Below are 19,603 nucleotides of genomic sequence, written 5' to 3' on the forward strand. Positions count from 1 at the left end.
GCCGCGCGTCATCCGGGAAAACGTCCCCTCGCACAGTGTGCGAGACCGCGTTATCCCGGATAACGCGCCCGCGCTGCGCCCGCGTGAGCGGATTAACGCGCGAGCGCAGCGGGTGGAGCGGAAGGGCTCACCAGTCGGTGGGGAAGTAGTCCTTGAGGAAGCATCCGTACACGTCCTCGCCGGCCTCGCCGCGCACGATCGGGTCGTACACCCGGGCGGCGCCGTCGACGAGGTCGAGCGGAGCGTGGAACCCCTCCTCGGCGAGCCGCATCTTCTGCGGGTGCGGCCGCTCGTCGGTGATCCAGCCGGTGTCCACACTGGTCATGAGGATGCCGTCGGTGTGGAACATCTCCGACGCGCTCGTGCGGGTGAGCATGTTCAGGGCGGCCTTCGCCATGTTCGTATGCGGGTGGCCGGGCCCCTTGTAGCCGCGGGTGAACTTGCCCTCCATCGCGGACACGTTCACGACGTACTTCCGGTGGGCAGCCGACGCCGCCATCGCCGCCCGCAACCGGCTGATCAGGATGAACGGTGCGGTCTGGTTGCACAGCTGCACTTCCAGCAGCTCCAGCGGGCCGACCTCGTGGACTACCTGCGACCAGCTGTTCTCGTGCGCCAGGTCGGGCACGAGGCCACCGGCGTCGATGGCCGTTCCGTCGGCGATCCGGGCCGGCGAGGCCGAGCCGCCGACCAACGCCAACGCGGCGACGTCCGCGCCGGTGAAGCGCTGCTGGCCGCTGGTGATCATCGCGGCGGGGTTGCGTTCCAGGCTGTGCCCGAAGGACACCAGCTCGGGCAGCGGGCCGACCGGCAACGGCTCGGTCTCGGCCGCCACGAGCTGCGAGTACGCACCCGGGCTGCGGCGTACGGTCTGAGCGGCGTTGTTGATCAGAATGTCGAGCGGCCCCTGTGCGGCGACGTCGTCGGCGAGCGCGGCGACCTGTGCCGGGTCCCGCAAGTCGATGCCGACGATGCGAAGCCGATGCAGCCACTCGGCGCTGTCGGGCATCGCAGTGAATCGGCGTACGGCGTCGGCTGGGAACCGGGTGGTGATGGTGGTATGCGCACCGTCGCGGAGCAGCCGCAGCGCGATGTACATCCCGATCTTCGCCCGGCCGCCAGTCAGCAGAGCGCGCTTGCCGGTCAGGTCGGCGCGGGCGTCCCGGCGCGAACGGTTGAGCTGAGCGCAGTCGGGGCAGAGCTGGTGGTAGAACGAGTCGACCGTGGTGAACCGCTGCTTGCAGGTGTAGCAAGACCGGGCGCGCAACAAAGTGCCGGCGGTGACGGAGTCCTGCGTCGGCGAGGTGAGCCCGAAGACACCCGCCGTTTCGTCGTCGATCCGGCCGGGGGCGCCGGTTGCGGTGGCCTCGGTCACGGCCTTGTCGTTGGCCGTCACGGCGGCGCGGCGCTCTTGGCGTTTGCGCTGCTTGACGGTCTTGTAGAGGCGAGCGGTCGCGCGGCGGGCGGCCTCCACGTCCGGGTGGTCGACGGGTAGGTCGTCGAGTTCGGCCAGCACCTCCAGCGCCAGCTTGAGCCGGTCGGGGTCGATCTGCGTCACCGGAGAACTGTAGCCGGGCCGTATGCCGGTCGGCGCTGCGCGCCCGCTCGAGGCGGGTGCAACGGGTGGTACGTCACGTACCTCACACCGACGCTGATAGGTACGCGGTGTACCACCGAGCGCCCAATAAGCGCGGCCAGCGCAAGCGAGGAGCGTCAGCGATGCCAGGGAACGGCCGGAGCGGAGTGCAGCCGAGCGGCGATAGCCGCGCAGGCGTCCCCGAAAGCGCGTACCTGATCAGGGGTCAGCGCGTCGAAAACGGCAGCCCGGACGGCTTCCACGTGCCCCGGTGCCGCCTTCTCCAAAAACGCATACCCCTCATCGGTCAGCCGAGCTATTTGTCCGCGCTTGTCCCATGCGCAACTCACGCGCGAAACCCAGCCGCGCTCTTCGAGCCGCGAGATCGCATGCGAGAGCCGCGAACGGGTGATCTTGGACTGTTCGGCGAGCTCGGTCATCCGCATCTGCCGATCGGGCGCTTCGGAGAGCCAGGCGAGCAGGCTGTAGTAGACGTGCGGGATGCCGCTGTCGCGCTGCAGCTGCTGATCGAGGTGGTCTTCCAGCAGCTCGGAGGCCTGAAGCCAGGCCCGCCAAGCGTGGTCCTCCTCGGGGGTGAGCCACCGTGGTGTGGTGATCGTCATAGACCCCAGTCTACCTCGTCTTCTTGAAAGTTAAACAATCAGAGGTACGCTTCACGGCATGAGTTTGAAGGTTCAAGCACCGGTGGCCGAGATCCGGACCCAGGTGAGGGTGCCGCTCCGGTTCGCTGACGGCTACCAGACCGTCGCGGACGTGTTCACCTTCACGGGCCTGGCCGACGGCAAGGAGCACCTCGCACTCGGCCTCGGCGACTACCGGAACAATCCGATTCCGCTGGTCCGGCCGCATTCCGAGTGCCTGACCGGTGACGTCTTCGGCTCCGAGCGCTGCGACTGCGGCCCGCAGTTGCGGGAGGCGGTCGAGCACATCGCGCAGACCGGCGGATTCCTGCTCTACCTGCGGCAGGAAGGTCGCGGCATCGGCCTGTACGCCAAGCTCGACGCCTACGCCCTCCAGGACTCCGGCCTCGACACGTACGCCGCGAACCGGGCGCTGGGTCACGCCGACGACGAGCGTGACTACACCGCTGCCGCGCAGATGCTGGCGGCGCTGGGCGCAACCAAGGTCGACCTGCTCACGAACAACCCCGACAAGGTCGCGCAGCTCGAAGAGCTGGGCATCACGGTCGACGAGACGCTGCCGACTCGCGTACACCTGTCCTCTGCCAACGCCCGCTACCTGCGCGCGAAGGTCGACCACACCGGGCACACGCTGGTCTTCTAGACGTCGAACGACGTCCGCGCGGTTCCCGACGTGTAGCCGAGCCGCTCGTACAGCTTGATCGCGCGTGCATTGTCCGATTCCACCGCCAGCGACACGGTCGCGTACTCCTCGAAAAGGCGACGCGTCAGGGCCGCTGTCACCGCTGCTCCCAGCCCTCGGCCCTGGTGGTCGGGGGCTACGGCGATTGCGGAGAGCAGACCCACACCGTTCGCGCTCCGATCGGCGGCCACCGCGACGAGCCGGTCGGACTCCCAGATGCCGTGCCAGCCGCGGACTCCCGGATCGCCGGGCCGCGAGCTGCTTTCGGGCAGTGCGGCGTCGAGCAGCGCGTTGATCTCGGCTGCCGCGTCGGCCGGCAACGGCTCCACTTGTTCCTCGTCCGGCACGACCGGCGGCGGGGTGGTCGACCACAACTGGTCCCACTCGCCGAATCGGGCGGCCGCGAAACGTTCCAGCACCGCGTCACGCGAAACTCGCGGCGCGTGCAGCCGCCCGCCCTCCGTCAGACCGGCCGCGTGCAGGTCCGCGAGCAGCGCGAGCGCGTCGGCCCCGGCACCCAGCCCCGCGGTCACCACTCCCCAGGGCCCGTCCGACACCCACACCCAGGCCTCCTTCCGGTGATACGCCGAAAGCCGTGCACTGGTCGTCAACGCGACGAACGGATTGCCACCAGTAGCGGCCAGGAACTCGGATCGGCTGGTCAGGGTGGGGGTGATCATGAAATTCAGGGTAACCGGCGCTCGGCTACCCTGACCGGGTGCCCCTGGAGTTCATCGACTTTCCACGCGTGTTCAACCTGCGCGATCTCGGCGGCCTGACCACCCGCGACGGGCGCGTCATCCGACCCGGGCTGCTCTACCGCAGCGACAATCTCGGCGCGCTCAACGACGAGGGGTTCACCCCGGCCGATCGTGACCGCTTCGGGATGCTCGGTGTGCGTACCATCATCGATTTGCGACAGCCCGCGGAGATCGAACGTCACGGCGGACGCGCACCGGACTGGGCCTGTACGGCCTGGCACAACGTGCCGCTGAACAATCCCGCGTGGCGCGAGGAAGATTATTCCGAAGTGGACGGTCCGGCGAGCTATCTGCTGGCGCGGTACCACGAGGCGGCGCGCACGGCGGGCGCCGACATCGCGCGGACGATCGGCCTGCTCGCGGACCCGGCGGTGGTCCCCGCAGCGGTGCACTGCCTGGGCGGGCGCGACCGGACGGGCATCGTCATCGCGTTCGTCGAAGATCTGCTGGGAGTGCCGGACGAGACGATCGCGGCGGATTATCACTTCACCGAGCAATCGACCCGGCGCTTCATGACCTGGTTCCGGACGGTACGCCCGGACGCCAAGGATCTTTTGCCCTATCTGGACGTCACACCGCCGGAAGTCATCTCGACCTTCCTGGCCGACCTGCGCGCGGAGTACGGCTCCGTCCAGTCCTATTTGGAGCTGCATGGCCTGACCGAGGGGCAGGTGCAGACGTTGCGCTCGATCTACCTGGCGGACGTCTAGGGGCAGCGGGGGAGCGGGATGCGCACGATCGCCGGCCGATCCCCGAGTACGCCCGGCAGCGCGCTGATCGCTTCAGCCCAAGCGTAGGTCAGCGGGCTCATGGCGGCGAGTATGGTCCGCATGTCTTCAACGTCCGCCGCGAGATCACGGAAGTAGACCGGTTCGTGGTGAGCGATGCGATTGCGAAGAAAGTGCAGTCGTTCCAAGGGTTCCGCGATGGCTCGGCGGCGTTGCGGCCGTAGGTTTGGGAAGCCGTGTCGAATCGCTTTCTCCCATAACGTCCGTTCATAACGGCGAGCTGTCAGGTACCGCCAGAACCCGAACGGCAATTCAGTGATGATCCGGTCAGGAGACAGACGGTAGCCCTTCCGCCGTGCACGCGATGCAGCCTCGGCGATGTCCGACCTGCGGTGCGGCTCGAGTAGGTGGGTAGGGTCGTCCAGCCATGATCCGCCGAGGCGCTGACGAGTGTGGAATGCCCCCAGCTGATCGTTGATGGTGTTTCGAAGACAGACCTCAACAGCGTGGAGCGACTTGTAGCAGGCGGCACTGACAGCCAGGTTCCACTCGTAGAGATTCAGACTTTCCTCGTGATCGTGGGCGGCGGCGACGTCATACGGTGCGAGTCGAGGTGCCGACAGCCGCAACCGAACATCCTGAACGTGAAGCGGGTTTGCGCGGTCAAAAACCATCGTGTAACCTCTCTTATGAACACCCCGGATGACCTCTGCCTTGGCATGTCACCGGGGTTACGGCTTTCTGGCTTGCCTTGCGCGGTCGGTGTTGTACTCTCTACTCCAGACGGCCCGGTGGACCCCTGCTTTGCATGTTGCCGGGCCTTCAACATGTTCTGGTACTGTTTCTGCGAAGACCCCGGTGGCCCCTGCTTCGGCATACTGCCGGGGTTACGGCTTTTCTGGGCAGCACATTAGACCTTGGGCGTACCGCCATTCAAATGCGGTAATTGCAACCGGGGGGCTTGCTACGCAACGCATTCGAACCCCCGGAGAATCGTCACTAATTTGGTTATCCACAGTGGAATAACCGCATCAAGTGCGCTCGACGTGCGGCGCGGCGTGGGCGTCGGCGCCGTGACCGGGGGCTAGTTGGTTGGCACTCCAAACTATTGACACTTGTGCCCCGGGCTTGTGAAATCTGGGTAACCGCGTCGTAGCCCCGGCGCGGGCGCCCACACCCGCGGCACGCGACGCTCCACGGACACGTGCCTCGGGCTGTGCCTTGCCTTTTCACGCCCTCGGCCGCCCCGGTCGCGGGCTAGGTCGAGAGAGGACAGCCCGTTCATGCTCAGGAAGCAGCGAAGTCTGGCCTCCGCTGTAGCCGCCGCGCTCGTCGCGGCCGGGCTCGCGGTGGTCACGCAGGTACTGCCGGGCACACCGGCCGCCGCGGCGGGATCGGACCCGTACGCGTTCCGCAACGCCCAAGTGGTCGGGGGCGGTTTCGTGCCCGGCATCATCTTCAACCAGTCCCAGGCCAACCTGATCTACGCCCGCACCGACATCGGTGGGGCGTACCGGTGGGACCAGGCCACCTCGAAGTGGATCCCGCTGCTGGACTGGGTCGGGTTCACCAACTGGGGCTACAACGGCGTGGTCAGCCTGGCCACCGACGCCGTCGACCCGAACCGCGTGTACGTCGCCGCCGGCATGTACACCAACAGCTGGGACCCCAATAACGGCGCGATCCTGCGATCGACCGACAAGGGTGCGACGTGGGCGACCACCGCGCTGCCCTTCAAGCTGGGTGGCAACATGCCGGGCCGCGGCATGGGGGAGCGGCTGGCCATCGATCCGAACAAGAACAGCATCCTGTACCTCGGCGCGCCGAGCGGCAACGGGCTCTGGAGGAGCACCGACTACGGCGTGACCTGGGCGAAGGTGACCGCCTTCCCGAACCCGGGGACCTACGTCCAGTCGCCCGGTGACGCGTACCTCGGCGACAACCAGGGCATCGCGTGGGTGACCTTCGACAAGAGCACCGGCACCTCGGGCAACACCACGCAGGGCATCTACGTCGGCGTCGCGGACAAGGACAACACCGTCTACCGCAGCACCGACGGCGGCGTCACCTGGTCGCGGATCGCCGGGCAGCCCACCGGCTACCTCGCGCACAAGGGCGTACTGGACCCGGTCAACCACCTGCTGTACATCGCGACCAGCGACACCGGCGGCCCGTACGACGGGGCCAAGGGCGACGTGTGGAAGTACAACATCACCACCGGCGCGTGGACGCAGATCAGCCCGGTGCCGTCCAGCAGCTCGGACGACTACTTCGGATACTCCGGTCTGACCATCGACCGCCAGCACCCGGGGACGATCATGGTCGCCTCGCAGATCTCCTGGTGGCCGGACATGATCATGTGGCGCAGCACGGACTCCGGGACGACCTGGACGAGGGTCTGGGACTGGACCAGCTACCCCAGCCGCAGCTTCCGATACACCCAGGACATCTCGGCCGCACCTTGGCTCACCTTCGGCAACAGCCCGCAGCCGCCCGAGCTGTCGCCGAAGCTCGGCTGGATGAACGAGTCGGTCGAGATCGACCCGTTCAACTCGAACCGCTTGATGTACGGCACGGGCGCGACGATCTACGGCACGGAGAACCTGACGACCTGGGACTCCGGCGGTCAGATCAACATCAAGGTGATGGCCAAGGGCCTGGAGGAGACCGCCGTCCTCGACCTGATCAGCCCGCCCAGCGGGGCCAACCTGCTCAGCGGCCTCGGCGACATCAACGGCTTCCGGCATACGAACCTCGACGCGGTGCCCTCGATGATGTTCACCACGCCGGTGTTCTCCTCGACGACCAGCCTCGACTTCGCCGAGCTGAACCCCAACTACGTGGTACGTGTGGGCAACGTCGACAAGACGGCCAACCCCAACACCAACCGCATCGGCATCTCGAGTGACAACGGCGCGACCTGGTATCAGGGCCAGGAGCCGTCCGGCGTGACCGGTGGCGGCACGGTGGCGGTCGCCGCCAACGGCAACTCGATCGTGTGGGCGCCGGCCGGCGCAGCGGTCAGCTACGGCGGCGGCAGCTCGTGGTCGTCGTCGAGCGGTGTGCCGTCGGGCGCGCGGGTCGCCTCGGACCGGGTGAACTCCAGCAAGTTCTACGCCTTCGCCAACGGCACGTTCTACGTGAGCACCAACGGCGGGCAGTCGTTCGCCGCGACCGTCACCAGCGGCCTGCCCACCGTCGGCACCGTGCACGTCAAGGCCGTCGCAGGCCGTGAGGGCGACATCTGGCTCGCCGGTGGTGACACGACCGGGGCGTACGGGTTGTGGCACTCGACCAACTCGGGAGCGAGCTTCACGAAGCTGTCCAACGTGCAGGAGGCGAACAACATCGGGTTCGGCAAGTCGGCGACGGCCAACGGCTACCCGACGCTGTTCACGGTGGCGAAGATCGACAATGTACGCGGCATCTTCACCTCGTACGACGGCGGCACGACCTGGCTGCGAATCAACGACGACCAGCACCAGTACGGCAACATCGGCGAGGCGCTGACCGGCGACCCGCGGGTCTTCGGCCGGGTCTACATCGGCACCAACGGCCGCGGAATCATCGTCGCCGATCGGGTGAGCACGACCTCGCCGTCGGTGTCGCCGACGTCATCCGCATCCATCTCGCCCAGCGCTTCGGTCTCGACCTCGACCTCGTCGAGCCCGTCGACCTCGCCGAGTTCCAGCACCTCGCCGAGTCCGTCGTCGTCAGCGGCCAAGGCCTGCTCGGCGAGTTACGCCATCTCGAGCCAGTGGCCGGGCGGCTTCGGGGCGAACGTCACGGTGAAGAACACCGGCACGTCCGCCACGACGGCCTGGACGGTGAAGTGGACGTTCGCCAACGGGCAGACCATCACCTCGCTGTGGAACGGCAATTACACGCAGTCCGGGGCCAATGTGACCGTGACGAACCTGAGTTACAACGGTGCGTTGAGCGCTGGTGCGACGACCAGTTTCGGCTTCAACGCCGCGTGGTCCGGTACGAATGCGGTGCCGACGCTGACCTGTACCGCAACCTAGACCTAGCTGGGGGACGAAAGGGGCGGCCCGGCCGACGCGAGCGTCGGCCGGGCCGCCCCCGTGTCTGCCCAGGACAGATCGGCCGTTCGGGCAAGCTGACGTGGTCGATCATCCTCATCCACTAAAAGTGAGAGTCATCTATTGACACGATCTTCGATACGTGGCTATGTAGGCGCCAACCTACCGGTTTTCCCCACCTGACCCCCGGAGGAAGACGATGACGACCCGAGTGAGATCCACCCGGACGCGGCGCCTGCTGGCAGTGATCGCCGCTGCGGCAGTGGCAGTGCTCGTCGTGCCGGCGACGGCCACCCCCGCCCCACCCAGCTCGCAGCCGAGCGCCACCGAGACGGCGTACTTCCGTGTCGTCGGCCCGAAGAGCTTTACCGAGGTCAACGCCATCGCGGCCACAGGTGCCGCCGTGGACGGCATCGAGGACGGCAAGGTCTACGTGACCGCGACGCCGAGTGAGGTCGCGAAGATCCGGGCGCTCGGCTACCTGGTGAGCCCCGACGTACGCGACGAGCCCACCGCGGCCGGCGGTGGTGTCACGACCCAGGACTTCCCGTCGGCGGACTCCGGTTACCACAACTACGCCGAGATGATCGCCGAGATCAACACGCTGGTCGCGTCGAAGCCCGCGATCGCGAGCAAGAGCTCGATCGGGACCTCGTACCAGGGCCGCGACATGCCGCTGATCAAGATCAGTGACAACGTGGGGGTCGACGAGAACGAGCCCGAGGTGCTGTTCAACGCCCACCAGCACGCCCGCGAGCACCTGACCGTCGAGATGGCGCTCTACCTGCTGCACCTGTTCATCGACAACTACGGCACCGACACCGAGATCACGAACTGGGTGAACACCCGCGAGATCTGGATCGTGCCGGACATGAACCCGGACGGCGGCGAATACGACATCGCCACCGGCTCCTACCGGTCGTGGCGCAAGAATCGTCAGCCCAACAGCGGTTCGTCCTACGTGGGCACCGACCTGAACCGGAACTGGGCGTACCAGTGGGGCTGCTGCGGCGGCTCGTCCGGCAGCACCTCGTCGGCGACCTACCGCGGTCCGTCCGCGTTCTCCGCCCCGGAGACGGCGAACCTGCGCAACTTCGTGAACAGCCGGGTCGTGGGCGGCGTACAGCAGATCAAGGTGAACATCGACTTCCACACCTACTCGCAGCTGGTGCTGTGGCCGTACGGGTACACCACGACCGACGTGACCAACACCATCACGACCGACGTGCGGAACACCTTCGCCACCCTCGGCCAGCAGATGGCCGCCCTCAACGGATACACGCCGGAACAGGCCAGCGACCTGTACATCGCCGACGGGATCATCATCGACTGGATGTGGAACGTCCACCACATCTTCTCGTACACCTTCGAGATGTACCCGGGCCCGTCCGGCAGCGGCGGCGGTTTCTACCCGCCTGACGAGCAGATCGTCACGCAGACCACCCGGAACAAGACGGCCGTGCTCCTGCTCGTCTCGTACGCCGACTGCCCCTACCGCGTCATCGGCAAGCAGGCGACGTACTGCTGAGAGCTGGGCTTCCCGCGCCGGATCAGGGTTCGCGGTCGAATCTTGAAGCAAGATTCGACCTGGAACCCTGATCCAGCGCCAAACGAAGCGCGCTAGGCCAGTTCGATCGTGGTGAGCCGCTGGGTCGCGCGAGACAGCGCGACGTAAAGCGTCCGAGCGCCGGACAGCTCCCGCAGCCGCCGGGGCTCCACGACGAGTACGCCGTCGTACTCCATGCCCTTGGCGGCCAGGCCGGTCACCACCTGGAGTCGTCCCGACTGGGGCAGCCAGCCGGCGATCTCGTCCCGGGTGGCCGCCTCGGGCGTGATCACGCCGACGGTGCCGTCCACCTCGTCGAGCAGCTGGGCGACCGCGCCGGTCACCTTCTGTCGCAGTTCACCCCGGGAGACGGTGAGCTGAACGGGTTCCACGCCGGTGGAGCGGACCGCCTTCGGCAGCGGCAGATTCGGCGCGACGCGCCGAATCTCGGCCGCCGCCACCGCGAAGATCTCAGCCGGGTTCCGGTAGTTCGTCGTGAGACTGAACTCGTGCCGTCTGCGGCCGCCCAACGCCGAATCGCGGGCCCGAGCCGGCTCCGAGGCTTCTCCGGTCCACGCGGTCTGCGCCGGGTCGCCGACGATCGTCCAGCTCGCCACCTGACCTCGCCGCCCGATCATCCGCCACTGCATCGGCGTCACGTCCTGCGACTCGTCCACGATGACGTGGGCGTAGTCGCGGTAGTCCGACCGATCGATCGGACCACGCGCGGCGGACTGGGTGCGTACGCCGAGCACCCGGTAACCCGTGGCGGTCTTGCGGCGGGCCACCGGGGGCCGCCCGATGATCTCGTCGATCTCGTCCAGCAGCGCGACGTCGTCCATCGACAGGTCGGCGGGGCGGATCGAGGCGGCCAGGCGGGCCTGCTCGGACTTGCTGAGCGTGCCTTCGGCGTACCAGGACAGGCGCTTGGGGTCGGCGAGCCAGGCCAGCACGTCGGCCGGCCGCACTCGGGGCCACCAGCGCTTGAGGAAGGTGCGGAACTCCTCGTTCTCGGAGAGCTCCTCGTCGAACCGGGACTGCTCCCAGCCGGGCAGCCGGGACCGCGCCTGCTCCCACAGCGCGTCGAGGATCGCGCCGAACGCCTTGGCCCGGATCTCGTTGCGTCGCTGACCCCGGACGATCTGCCGGCGCATCTGCTCGACCCGCCGGGCAGGCAGCTCGAGCCAGTCGCCCCGGAACCGCATCCGCAATCCGTCGGGCTGCCCCGGGACCGCGTCTTCGGCGGCCCGCCGCAGCACCCGGCGCATCCGCAGGGAGCCTTTGATCGCGTGGACCGCGGCGGTCTCCTCCCGCGTCGCGCGTACGCCGTCGACGAGTTCGCCGAGCGACTTCAGGGTGGCGCTCTCCTCGCCGAGGGACGGGAGGACGGCGGAGATGTAGGAGACGAAGACGGGGGAGGGGCCCACGATCAGCACCCCGCCGCCGGCGAACCGGGCCCGGTCGTAGTACAGCAGGTACGCCGCACGGTGCAGGGCGACGGCCGTCTTGCCGGTGCCCGGGCCGCCTTCGACCACGGTGACCCCGCTGCCGGGGGCTCGGATGGCGACGTCCTGTTCCTGCTGGATGGTGGCGACGATGTCACGCATGCCGGTGCCCTTGGCCTTGGCCAGCGCTGCGAGCAGCGCACCGTCGCCGATGACCGTCATGCCGGGCGGTGCGCCCTCGGGGTCCAGCAGATCGTCCTCGATCCCGGTGACCTTCTCCCCGGAGGACTGGATCATCCGGCGGCGGACGACGCCGAGCGGATGCGCGGCAGTCGCCCGGTAGAACGGCTCGGCGGCCGGGGCTCGCCAGTCGATGACCAAAGGCTCGACGTCGTCGCGAATTTGCGGGTCGAGGTCGGTGCTGCCGTCCTCCCGGATGCCGATCCGGCCGACATACCGGGGCCGTGGCAGTCCCAGCAGGTCGAGCCGGCCGAAGACCAGCCCCTCGTGCTCGGCGTCCAGGATCTGGCGCTGCCGGGCGGCGTGGAAGACCATCGCGTCCCGGTCGACCAGCGCCCCCGGTACGCGGGCCCCGGCGAGGTCGTATCCGCCCGCCTCCAGTTGCGCCATCGATTCGCGCATCCGGGCGAGCTGAGTGTAGACGCGGTCGACGTGCCGCTGCTCGACGGCGATCTCCTGTTCGAGCGGGCTGGCCTGCGTCTCCGTCATGCGGCTCCCCCCAGGCTGACAGGCGCTCGCGCTCCCCGGCGCGAAACAGTGCCGTCAAAGCCTAGTGCCCCGGCGCACGCGTCGTCGCCGGGTGTGTCCTGACCGACACTGTCCGGGGTGTTTCAGGCTCCGGCGGTCTGCCGCGCGGGCTTGGCCGGGACCGGGGCGTCGCCCTGGGCCGCGGACGCAGTGTCAGCCACCAGCCCGTCGCCCGAGGCGTCGACGGGGGCGTCGGAGACCACGTCGGCCATCGCCTTACGCGCCCGCCGCTTGAGCCAGAGGGTGGTGCCGAGCCCGACGAGGAGCGCCAGGGCCAGGCCGACCCAGGACAGGCCCTTCATCCACTTCTCGACGACTGCGCCGAGGTGGTAGACCAGCAACGCAGTCCCGAAGGCCCAGACGATCCCGCCCGACGCGTTGGCCGCCAGGAAGCGCCCGTACGGCACGCGCAGTGCCCCGGCGAGGGGACCGGCCAGGATGCGGAGCAAGGCGATGAAGCGTCCGAAGAACACCGCCCAGACGCCCCACTTGCCGAACATCTGCTCGGCTCGGGCCAGGTGAGCCGGTCCGAAGTGTTTGGGGAACCGTCTGCCGACCCGTTCCAGCAGGGGACGACCGCCCCGGCGGCCGATGGCGTACCCGATCGAGTCGCCGATGATCGCACCCAGCGCGGCGGCCAGGCCGACGAGCCAGGGGTTGCCGGTGCCGCTCGCGGACAGCAAGGCGGCGCTGATCAGGATGATCTCGCCGGGCAGCGGGATGCCCATGCTCTCCGCGCCGATGACGAGTCCTACCAGGAGGTAGACGACCAGCGGCGGAAGGGCCGAGAGCCACTCCTGTGCGTGTTCCATCTCGGACCTGCTTAGCGGATCGGGGGACGGGCCTCGACGATAGCCGAAAACACGAAGCCCCCGCGACCGGGTCGCGGGGGCTTCGTCAAGAGCGTGGGCTGTCAGGCCTCGCCGAACACACCGGCTTCGGCCAGACGCTTCTCGGTGGCGTCCCACCCGTGGTCCGGGTTCGCCGTCTGCAGCGCGGTCAGCTCGGCGCGGATCTTCGCACCGTGACCGGCCGCGGTCAGCACCCGAATCTCCTCGACGAACGCGTCCGAGCTGGTGCTCAGGTGCGTGGTCTTGCCGTTGGTGAGGTTACGCACGTAGACGTGCTTGCCCTTGTTCAGCGGGATGAGGTACTTGAACTCACCCAGCACGCTGAGAGCGCCGCCCCTGGCCTCACCGGCCCGGACAGACGCGCGAGCGGTCTTCGAGGTTCCTGCCACGGAAGTACTCCCAGATGTCACGACGACTTGCATCACGGCTTGCAAAACAGCCCGCAGACGGGCCCGAGACATCATAGCCGCCACCCCGGCGTTCCCACCAATCGCTGCCCGGTGGTCGCCTGAAGCGGCACTTTCTGCGGACGACTTTGCCGATTCGCTGGCGTCCCGTCCGCCTCACCAGTCATCATGGACCCGTTGTCACCATCAGTTTCAGAACCCAATAAATCGGGCATACCGCTGTCGCTGACGTCAGGTCGTAGGGGAAGACGCACCTGTCGACACCGGGAGGTCGGAAGTGCCCACGCGAGGCGTCGTTTACGTCCACTCGACCCCGCTCGCCGTGTGTGCTCACGTCGAGTGGGCGATAGCTCGTGTCCTGGCCGCCCCGGTGAGTCTGGAGTGGACGTTGCAGCCCGTCGATCCGGGGTCGCGCCGCGCCGAATGCGGCTGGACCGGCCGTCCCGGCACCGGCGCTGAACTGGCCGCTGAGCTGCGCCAATGGAACATGCTGCGGTTCGAGGTCACCGAGGAGCCGAGTCCTGGCACCGATGGCGAGCGCTACATGCACGTCCCCGGCCGGGGATTGCATCGAGCCACGATCGGCGCGGCCGGTGACGCTCAGCTCGGCGAGGACCTGCTGCGCTCGATCATGGCCCACGCGCGTACGCCGGAAGCCTTGTCGCTGGCCCTCGACCGGGCCCTGGGCACCGCCTGGGACGCCGAGTTGGAGCCCTACCGCTGGGCGGGCGACGGCGCCCCCTTCACGCTGCTCACTCAAAGGGCGGGCTGAGTCACTGCACCGCGCGTCCCGGTGGCGTATCGGCCGAACGTGTGATGGGATGCCCGCCATGCGGCGGAATGCAGCAGCGATCTTGACCGGGTGCGCGTTGGCTCTGACGGCCTGTGGCACCGCTCCGGCCACCCCCGAGAGTTCCCCCAGCCCGACGACGCTCGCCGGGCGGGTCGCCCTCCTCAGCGACGAAGATCTCGCGGGCCAGGTGCTCATGCCGTACGCGTACGGCCAGGACGCCACGCAGGTGTCGGCCGGGGCGGCGAAGGCGAACCAGAAGATGGCCGGCGTACGCACACCGGCCGAACTGGTGGCGAAGCTGCGGCTCGGCGGGGTGATCCTCGTCGGCTTCGAGGCCGGCGATCCGACCGCGCAGGACACCGCCAACGTCGACCGCCCGGAGCAGGTCCGGAAGTTCACGGCCGGCTTGCAGGCAGCGGCGGCGAAGTTGCCGGCGGGGTCTCCGCTGCTGATCGGCACCGACCAGGAGTACGGCGTCGTCACCCGGGTCAAGACGGGCGTCACGCTGCTGCCGAGCGCGATGGCGCTGGGCGCGGCAAACAAGCCCGAGCTGACCGAGGCGGCGTGGCGTACGGCCGGGACCGAGCTGGCCGCGATGGGGATCAACGTCGACTTCGCCCCCGACGCGGACGTGCAGGGCGAGTCCTCGGTCATCGGCTCCCGGTCGTTCGGGTCGGACTCGGCGCTCGTCGCCGAGCAGGCGGCGGCCGCCGTACGCGGTTTGCAGGCCGCCGGGGTCGCCGCCACGCTCAAGCACTTCCCGGGGCACGGCCGCCCGGCCGCGGACAGCCACGGCGACCTGCCGCAGCTCAAACAGACCCGGAAGGAGCTCGCGGAGATCGACTTACCGCCGTTCCAGGCCGGCATCAAGGCCGGGGCGATGCTGATCATGTCGGGTCATCTCGACGTGCGCGCGATCGATCCGGGGATGCCCGCGAGCTTCTCGGCCAAGGTGCTCGACGGCGTACTGCGGCAGGAGCTCGGCTTCCAGGGCGTGGTGGTCACGGACGCGCTCAACATGGCTCCGGCCGAGCGCTGGCCCGCCGGTGAGGCCGCCGTCCGGGCCCTGCAAGCCGGCAACGACCTGCTACTCATGCCGCCCGACCCGGTGGCGGCGTACAACGGGATCTTGACGGCCTTGAAGACCGGCAAGCTGTCGCGCGACCGCCTCCGCGAGTCGGTCACCCGCATCCAGACCCTCAAGCACGCGGTGGCCGACGACGACCAGCCCGGCCTGGACGTGCTCGCGGGCCAGACGCACCAGGCCGCGGTGGCGGCGGCCGCGAGCGCCGCGGTGACCCAGCTCCGAGGCGCGTGTGGCGCGGCGTTGGTCACGGGCCCGGTCGGCGTGACGGCGGCGAAGGGCCGCGAGTCCAGCCGGGATCATCTGGTGAAGGCTTTGCAAGCCCAAGGGGTACGCGTAGAGCAGCGCCCGGCGACGGCGGGTGCGCAGGTGGTGCACCTCGTCGGCTACGGCGACACGGCGGGGGACCTGAACGCCAAGGCGACGATCGCGGTCGCCATGGACACGCCCTACATCCTCGCGAAGTCGCCGGCCCCGATCCTGCTGGCGACCTACTCGTCCAGCCCGTCGTCGTTGGATGCGCTGGCGGCGGTGCTCGCCGGCAAGGCGAAGGCGGAAGGCCGCTCACCGGTAGCGGTGAACGGCCTTCCGAGGAGTTCCTGCAGCTGACTAAGCCTGCGTGCTGAGCGCATGCTTCACACGGTCAAGCCCGCGTGCTGAGCGCATGCTTCACACGGTCAAGCCCGCGTGAAGATGAGCGCGACGTTGTGGCCGCCGAAGCCGAACGAGTTGTTCAGCGCCGCCGGGATGTCCAGCGACCGCGGCTTGTGGGCGGCGACGTCGAGCGTCAGGCCCTCGTCCGGGTCGTCGAGGTTGATCGTCGGCGGGATCACCGACTCGCGTACAGCCAGGATCGTCGCGATGGTCTCCACCGCGCCGGCCGCACCGAGCAGGTGACCGGTCATCGACTTGGTCGCGGTGAGCACGGGATGGTCGCCGATGATCCGGCGGATGCCCGCGATCTCCGCCATGTCGCCCACTGGGGTGGACGTGGCGTGCGCGTTGACGTGCTTGACCTCGAGCGGATCGAGGTCGGCGCTGCGCAGCGCGGCGCGCATGGCCCGGCCGCCGCCCTCGCTCTCCGGATGCGGCTGGACGATGTCGTAACCGTCCGACGTGAGCCCGGCGCCCGCCAGCACGGCGTGTACGCGAGCCCCGCGAGCGGCCGCGTGCTCGGCCGACTCCAGGACCACGATGCCCGCGCCCTCGCCGAGGACGAAGCCGTCACGGGCCTTGTCCCACGGACGCGAAGCGCGCTCGGGATCGTCGTTGCGGGTCGACATGGCCCGCATCGAGGCGAACCCGGCGATCGGCAGCGGGTGGATGACCGCCTCGGTGCCGCCGGCGATCACGACGTCGGCGCGGCCGGAGCGGATGATGTCCAGACCCCAGGCGATCGCCTCGGCCCCGGTGGCACAGGCGCTGGTCGGCGCGTGTACGCCGGCCTTCGCCCCGTACTCCAGGCCGACATAGGCGGCGGGGCCGTTGGGCATCAGCATCGGCACCGTGTGCGGGCTGACCCGCCGCGGTCCCGACGCCTCCAGGATGTCGTCCTGGGCCAGCAGGGTCTGCGCCCCGCCGATGCCGGAGCCGACCACCACTGCCAGCCGCTCGGGGTCGAGCCCCGAATCGCCTAGGCCGGAGTCGTTCCAGGCCTGGGCGGCGGCGATCAACGCGAGGGCCTCCGACCGGTCCAGCCGGCGCAGGCGGACCCGGTCGAGCACCTCCGAGGGGTCGACGGCCACCTTCGCCGCGATCCGCACGGGCAGCTGCTCGGCCCAGTCCTCGGTCAGCGCGCTGACCCCGGATTTGCCGGCGAGCATGGCGTCCCAGGTGGTGGCCACGTCCCCGCCGAGCGGGGACGTGACACCGAGCCCGGTGACGACTACGTCACGACGAGACAAGGGGAAGATCAGCCCTTCAGGATGTAGGCGACGGCGTCGCCGACGGTCTTGAGGTTCTGGACCTCGTCATCCGGGATCTTCACGCCGAACTTCTCCTCGGCCGCGACGACGACCTCGACCATCGACAGCGAGTCGACGTCCAGGTCCTCGGTGAACGACTTCTCCTCCGAGACGTCGTCGGGGTTCACCCCGGCGACCTCTTCGAGGATCTCGGCGAGGCCAGAGGTGATCTCTTCGCGGGTCATGTTCTTCCCTTCATGGTTGGTTCGCTGTGCCGCTGAATGGTCTCAGGGACGCAGTATGTGGGGACTGGTCAGGGGCAGCGTACGACCTGACCGGCGTAGGTCAGGCCACCGCCGAAGCCGATCAGCAGCACCGGGCTGCCGGACTTCACCTCGCCGCGCTCGACCATCTTGGACAGCGCGAGCGGGATGCTCGCCGCCGACGTGTTGCCGGACTCCACGATGTCGCGCGCGATGACCGCGTTGACCACGCCGACCTTGCGCGCCACCGGTTCGATGATGCGCAGGTTCGCCTGGTGGGGGACGAAGGCGGCGATGTCGGCGGGGTCGTACCCGGCCTTCTCGCACACCTCGCGGGCCAGCGGCGGGATCGCCGTCGTGGCCCACCGGAAGACGGTCTGGCCGTCCTGCTGGATGTAGGGCCGCCAGGTCTCGATGCGGATCGCCTCGCTGGGGGCCGAGCCCCAGACGACCGGGCTGATGCCGGGCTCTTCGCCCTCGGCGGTCTTGCTGACCACGGCCGCGCCCGCGCCGTCGCCGAAGATGACGGCGGTCGAGCGGTCGGTCCAGTCGGTGATCTCGGAGAGCTTCTCGACGCCGACGACGATCGCGTGATTCGCCGCACCCGCGTTGATCGCCTGGTCGGCCAGGGCGAGGGCATACGAGAAGCCGGAGCACGCGGTGTTGACGTCGAACGCCGCCGGGGTGCCCAGGCCGAGCTTGATCGCGATCCGGCAGGCCACGTTGGGACTGCGGTCGGCCGACGAACAGGTGGCGACGATGACGAGGTCGATGTCGGACGCGGCCAGGCCGCTGGCGGCCAGCGCCTTCTCAGCGGCGGCCCCGCCCATGTCGGCCACGGTCTCGGTGTCGGCGATCCGCCGCTCCTTGATCCCGACCCGGGACTGGATCCACTCGTCGTTGGTGTCGACCATCTGGGCGAGGTCGTGGTTGGTCAGCACCCGGGCGGGCTGGTAGTGGCCGAGTGAAACTATCTTGCTCCCCATCAGGCGGAGGCTCCTTCAATAGCGGGGCTGCTGCCGTCGCGGTGGATGAGACCGTTGCTCCCCATCAGGCGGAGGCTCCTTCGATAGCGGGGCTGGCGCCGTGGCGCTCGATGAGGTCGCGGGCGGCCGCGAGGTCGTCCGGCGTGTTCACGGTGACGATGTCGATCCCTCCGGGGAGGCCTTTCAGCTCTCGCTTCACCAGGCCGGCGAGCGTACCGGCCGGGGGCAGTTCGAGGACGCCGGTCACGCCCAGCTCGGCGAACCGGCCCATGACGAGATCCCACCGGACTGGCGCGGTGACCTGCTGGACCAGCCGCGAGAGCAGCTCCGGTCCGGCGGTGACCGCCGCGCCGTCGGCGTTCTGGAGCAGCGTACGCGTCGGGTCGGCCGGCGTGATCTTCCCGGCGAACCCGGTCAGCGCCGCTTCGGCCGGAGCCATGTACGGCGTGTGGAACGCCCCGGCGACCTGCAGCTTGATCACCCGCGCCTTGGCCGGGGGCTCCCCGGCGAGCTTGTCGATCCCGTCGAGCGCGCCCGCCGCGACGATCTGCCCAGCGCCGTTGCGGTTGGCCGGGTACAGCCCGCACGTGGCGATGGCGGCGAGCACTTCGTCCTCGGCTCCGCCCAGGATGGCAGCCATGCCGGTGGGTTCCAGCGCACAGGCGGCGGCCATCTCGTTTCCGCGTACGCCGGCCAGCGCGATCGCGTCGTCCGCGCGCAGCGCTCCGGCGATCACCGCCGCACCGAGCTCGCCGACGCTGTGCCCGGCCACCACGCATACGGCCGGAAGCGGGAGCTGGGCCGCGGCGATCAGGGCGGCCGCGGTCAGCAGTGGCTGGGTCTTGGCGGTGTCCTTGATCTCCTCCGCGTCGGCGTCGGTGCCGAGGTGGACGAGATCGACGCCGGTCAGCGCAGACCACTGACGCAGCTGATCGGACACGCCGTCGACGGCGAGCCACGGAGTCAGGAAGCCCGGTTTTTGGGCACCCTGGCCCGGAGAGAGTACGGCGAGCACTTATCAACCCTGAAGGATCGGCCGAGGCCACGCCGTTGTCGCGCGCCACCAAATCCGCCTACCGCGTTTGTAGGGTCTTCACAAAGATT

Annotated in this window: 16 protein-coding genes and 1 pseudogene; 6 read left to right on the forward strand and 11 right to left on the reverse strand. The window is 68.9% G+C overall.

Features of this window, described 5'->3' with window-relative positions:
* Positions 1 to 127: 127 nt before the first annotated feature.
* Both HOV77_RS12060 and HOV77_RS12065 read right to left on the reverse strand, forming a co-directional pair.
* Complete coding sequence (locus tag HOV77_RS12060; RefSeq protein WP_290861425.1) at positions 128 to 1,558, reverse strand: SDR family NAD(P)-dependent oxidoreductase; 1,431 nt, start codon at positions 1,556 to 1,558, stop codon at positions 128 to 130.
* A 155-nt stretch (positions 1,559 to 1,713) separates the two neighbouring features.
* Positions 1,714 to 2,199, reverse strand: coding sequence for a MarR family transcriptional regulator (locus tag HOV77_RS12065; RefSeq protein WP_290861427.1), 486 nt, complete (start codon positions 2,197 to 2,199; stop codon positions 1,714 to 1,716).
* Between the two features lie 58 nt (positions 2,200 to 2,257).
* Between HOV77_RS12065 and ribA the strand changes: the two genes are divergently transcribed.
* On the forward strand, positions 2,258 to 2,881 hold the full coding sequence (ribA, locus tag HOV77_RS12070) for a GTP cyclohydrolase II (RefSeq protein WP_290861429.1): 624 nt from the start codon (positions 2,258 to 2,260) through the stop codon (positions 2,879 to 2,881).
* On the opposite strand, the gene HOV77_RS12075 is transcribed toward ribA, so the two are convergent.
* Positions 2,878 to 3,600, reverse strand: a complete 723-nt coding sequence (locus HOV77_RS12075; RefSeq protein ID WP_290861430.1) for a GNAT family N-acetyltransferase — start codon at positions 3,598 to 3,600, stop codon at positions 2,878 to 2,880. The genes ribA and HOV77_RS12075 overlap by 4 nt on opposite strands.
* A gap of 38 nt (positions 3,601 to 3,638) precedes the next feature.
* Between HOV77_RS12075 and HOV77_RS12080 the strand changes: the two genes are divergently transcribed.
* The gene (locus HOV77_RS12080) at positions 3,639 to 4,391 is read left to right on the forward strand and encodes a tyrosine-protein phosphatase (protein WP_290861432.1); all 753 of its coding nucleotides are present in this window, start codon (positions 3,639 to 3,641) and stop codon (positions 4,389 to 4,391) included.
* On the opposite strand, the gene HOV77_RS12085 is transcribed toward HOV77_RS12080, so the two are convergent.
* On the reverse strand, positions 4,388 to 5,083 hold the full coding sequence (locus HOV77_RS12085; RefSeq protein ID WP_290861434.1) for a hypothetical protein: 696 nt from the start codon (positions 5,081 to 5,083) through the stop codon (positions 4,388 to 4,390). The genes HOV77_RS12080 and HOV77_RS12085 overlap by 4 nt on opposite strands.
* Positions 5,084 to 5,692: 609 nt before the next feature.
* On the opposite strand from HOV77_RS12085, the gene HOV77_RS12090 reads away from it, so the two are divergent.
* Both HOV77_RS12090 and HOV77_RS12095 read left to right on the forward strand, forming a co-directional pair.
* Positions 5,693 to 8,434: a cellulose binding domain-containing protein gene (locus tag HOV77_RS12090; protein WP_290861436.1), complete on the forward strand. Its 2,742-nt coding sequence runs from the start codon at positions 5,693 to 5,695 to the stop codon at positions 8,432 to 8,434.
* 217 nt (positions 8,435 to 8,651) lie between these two features.
* A pseudogene (locus HOV77_RS12095) lies at positions 8,652 to 9,977 on the forward strand (M14 family metallopeptidase); the annotation flags it as partial.
* 95 nt (positions 9,978 to 10,072) lie between these two features.
* Here the strand turns inward: HOV77_RS12095 and HOV77_RS12100 are convergent.
* From HOV77_RS12100 to HOV77_RS12110, 3 genes are all read right to left on the reverse strand, one after another.
* Complete coding sequence (locus HOV77_RS12100) at positions 10,073 to 12,172, reverse strand: AAA family ATPase (protein WP_290861438.1); 2,100 nt, start codon at positions 12,170 to 12,172, stop codon at positions 10,073 to 10,075.
* A 122-nt stretch (positions 12,173 to 12,294) separates the two neighbouring features.
* Positions 12,295 to 13,023: a DedA family protein gene (locus HOV77_RS12105; RefSeq protein ID WP_290861440.1), complete on the reverse strand. Its 729-nt coding sequence runs from the start codon at positions 13,021 to 13,023 to the stop codon at positions 12,295 to 12,297.
* A gap of 101 nt (positions 13,024 to 13,124) precedes the next feature.
* Positions 13,125 to 13,451, reverse strand: coding sequence for a hypothetical protein (locus HOV77_RS12110; protein ID WP_290861442.1), 327 nt, complete (start codon positions 13,449 to 13,451; stop codon positions 13,125 to 13,127).
* Between the two features lie 295 nt (positions 13,452 to 13,746).
* Between HOV77_RS12110 and HOV77_RS12115 the strand changes: the two genes are divergently transcribed.
* Both HOV77_RS12115 and HOV77_RS12120 read left to right on the forward strand, forming a co-directional pair.
* Entirely contained in the window at positions 13,747 to 14,241 is a 495-nt protein-coding gene (locus HOV77_RS12115) for a DUF3145 domain-containing protein (RefSeq protein WP_290861444.1), read from the forward strand.
* 58 nt (positions 14,242 to 14,299) lie between these two features.
* Entirely contained in the window at positions 14,300 to 15,955 is a 1,656-nt protein-coding gene (locus tag HOV77_RS12120; protein ID WP_290861446.1) for a glycoside hydrolase family 3 N-terminal domain-containing protein, read from the forward strand.
* A 68-nt stretch (positions 15,956 to 16,023) separates the two neighbouring features.
* Here the strand turns inward: HOV77_RS12120 and fabF are convergent, their stop codons facing one another.
* The 4 genes from fabF to HOV77_RS12140 form a co-directional block, all read right to left on the reverse strand.
* On the reverse strand, positions 16,024 to 17,250 hold the full coding sequence (gene fabF / locus HOV77_RS12125; protein ID WP_290861448.1) for a beta-ketoacyl-ACP synthase II: 1,227 nt from the start codon (positions 17,248 to 17,250) through the stop codon (positions 16,024 to 16,026).
* An 8-nt stretch (positions 17,251 to 17,258) separates the two neighbouring features.
* Positions 17,259 to 17,495: an acyl carrier protein gene (locus HOV77_RS12130; RefSeq protein WP_253761351.1), complete on the reverse strand. Its 237-nt coding sequence runs from the start codon at positions 17,493 to 17,495 to the stop codon at positions 17,259 to 17,261.
* A 68-nt stretch (positions 17,496 to 17,563) separates the two neighbouring features.
* Positions 17,564 to 18,502, reverse strand: coding sequence for a beta-ketoacyl-ACP synthase III (locus HOV77_RS12135; RefSeq protein WP_290861509.1), 939 nt, complete (start codon positions 18,500 to 18,502; stop codon positions 17,564 to 17,566).
* A 61-nt stretch (positions 18,503 to 18,563) separates the two neighbouring features.
* Positions 18,564 to 19,514 (reverse strand): ACP S-malonyltransferase, encoded by a 951-nt coding sequence (locus tag HOV77_RS12140; protein ID WP_290861453.1) that lies wholly within the window; start codon positions 19,512 to 19,514, stop codon positions 18,564 to 18,566.
* Positions 19,515 to 19,603: the final 89 nt, after the last annotated feature.

This window comes from Hamadaea sp., from assembly GCF_013362815.1.
Taxonomy (GTDB): domain Bacteria; phylum Actinomycetota; class Actinomycetes; order Mycobacteriales; family Micromonosporaceae; genus Hamadaea.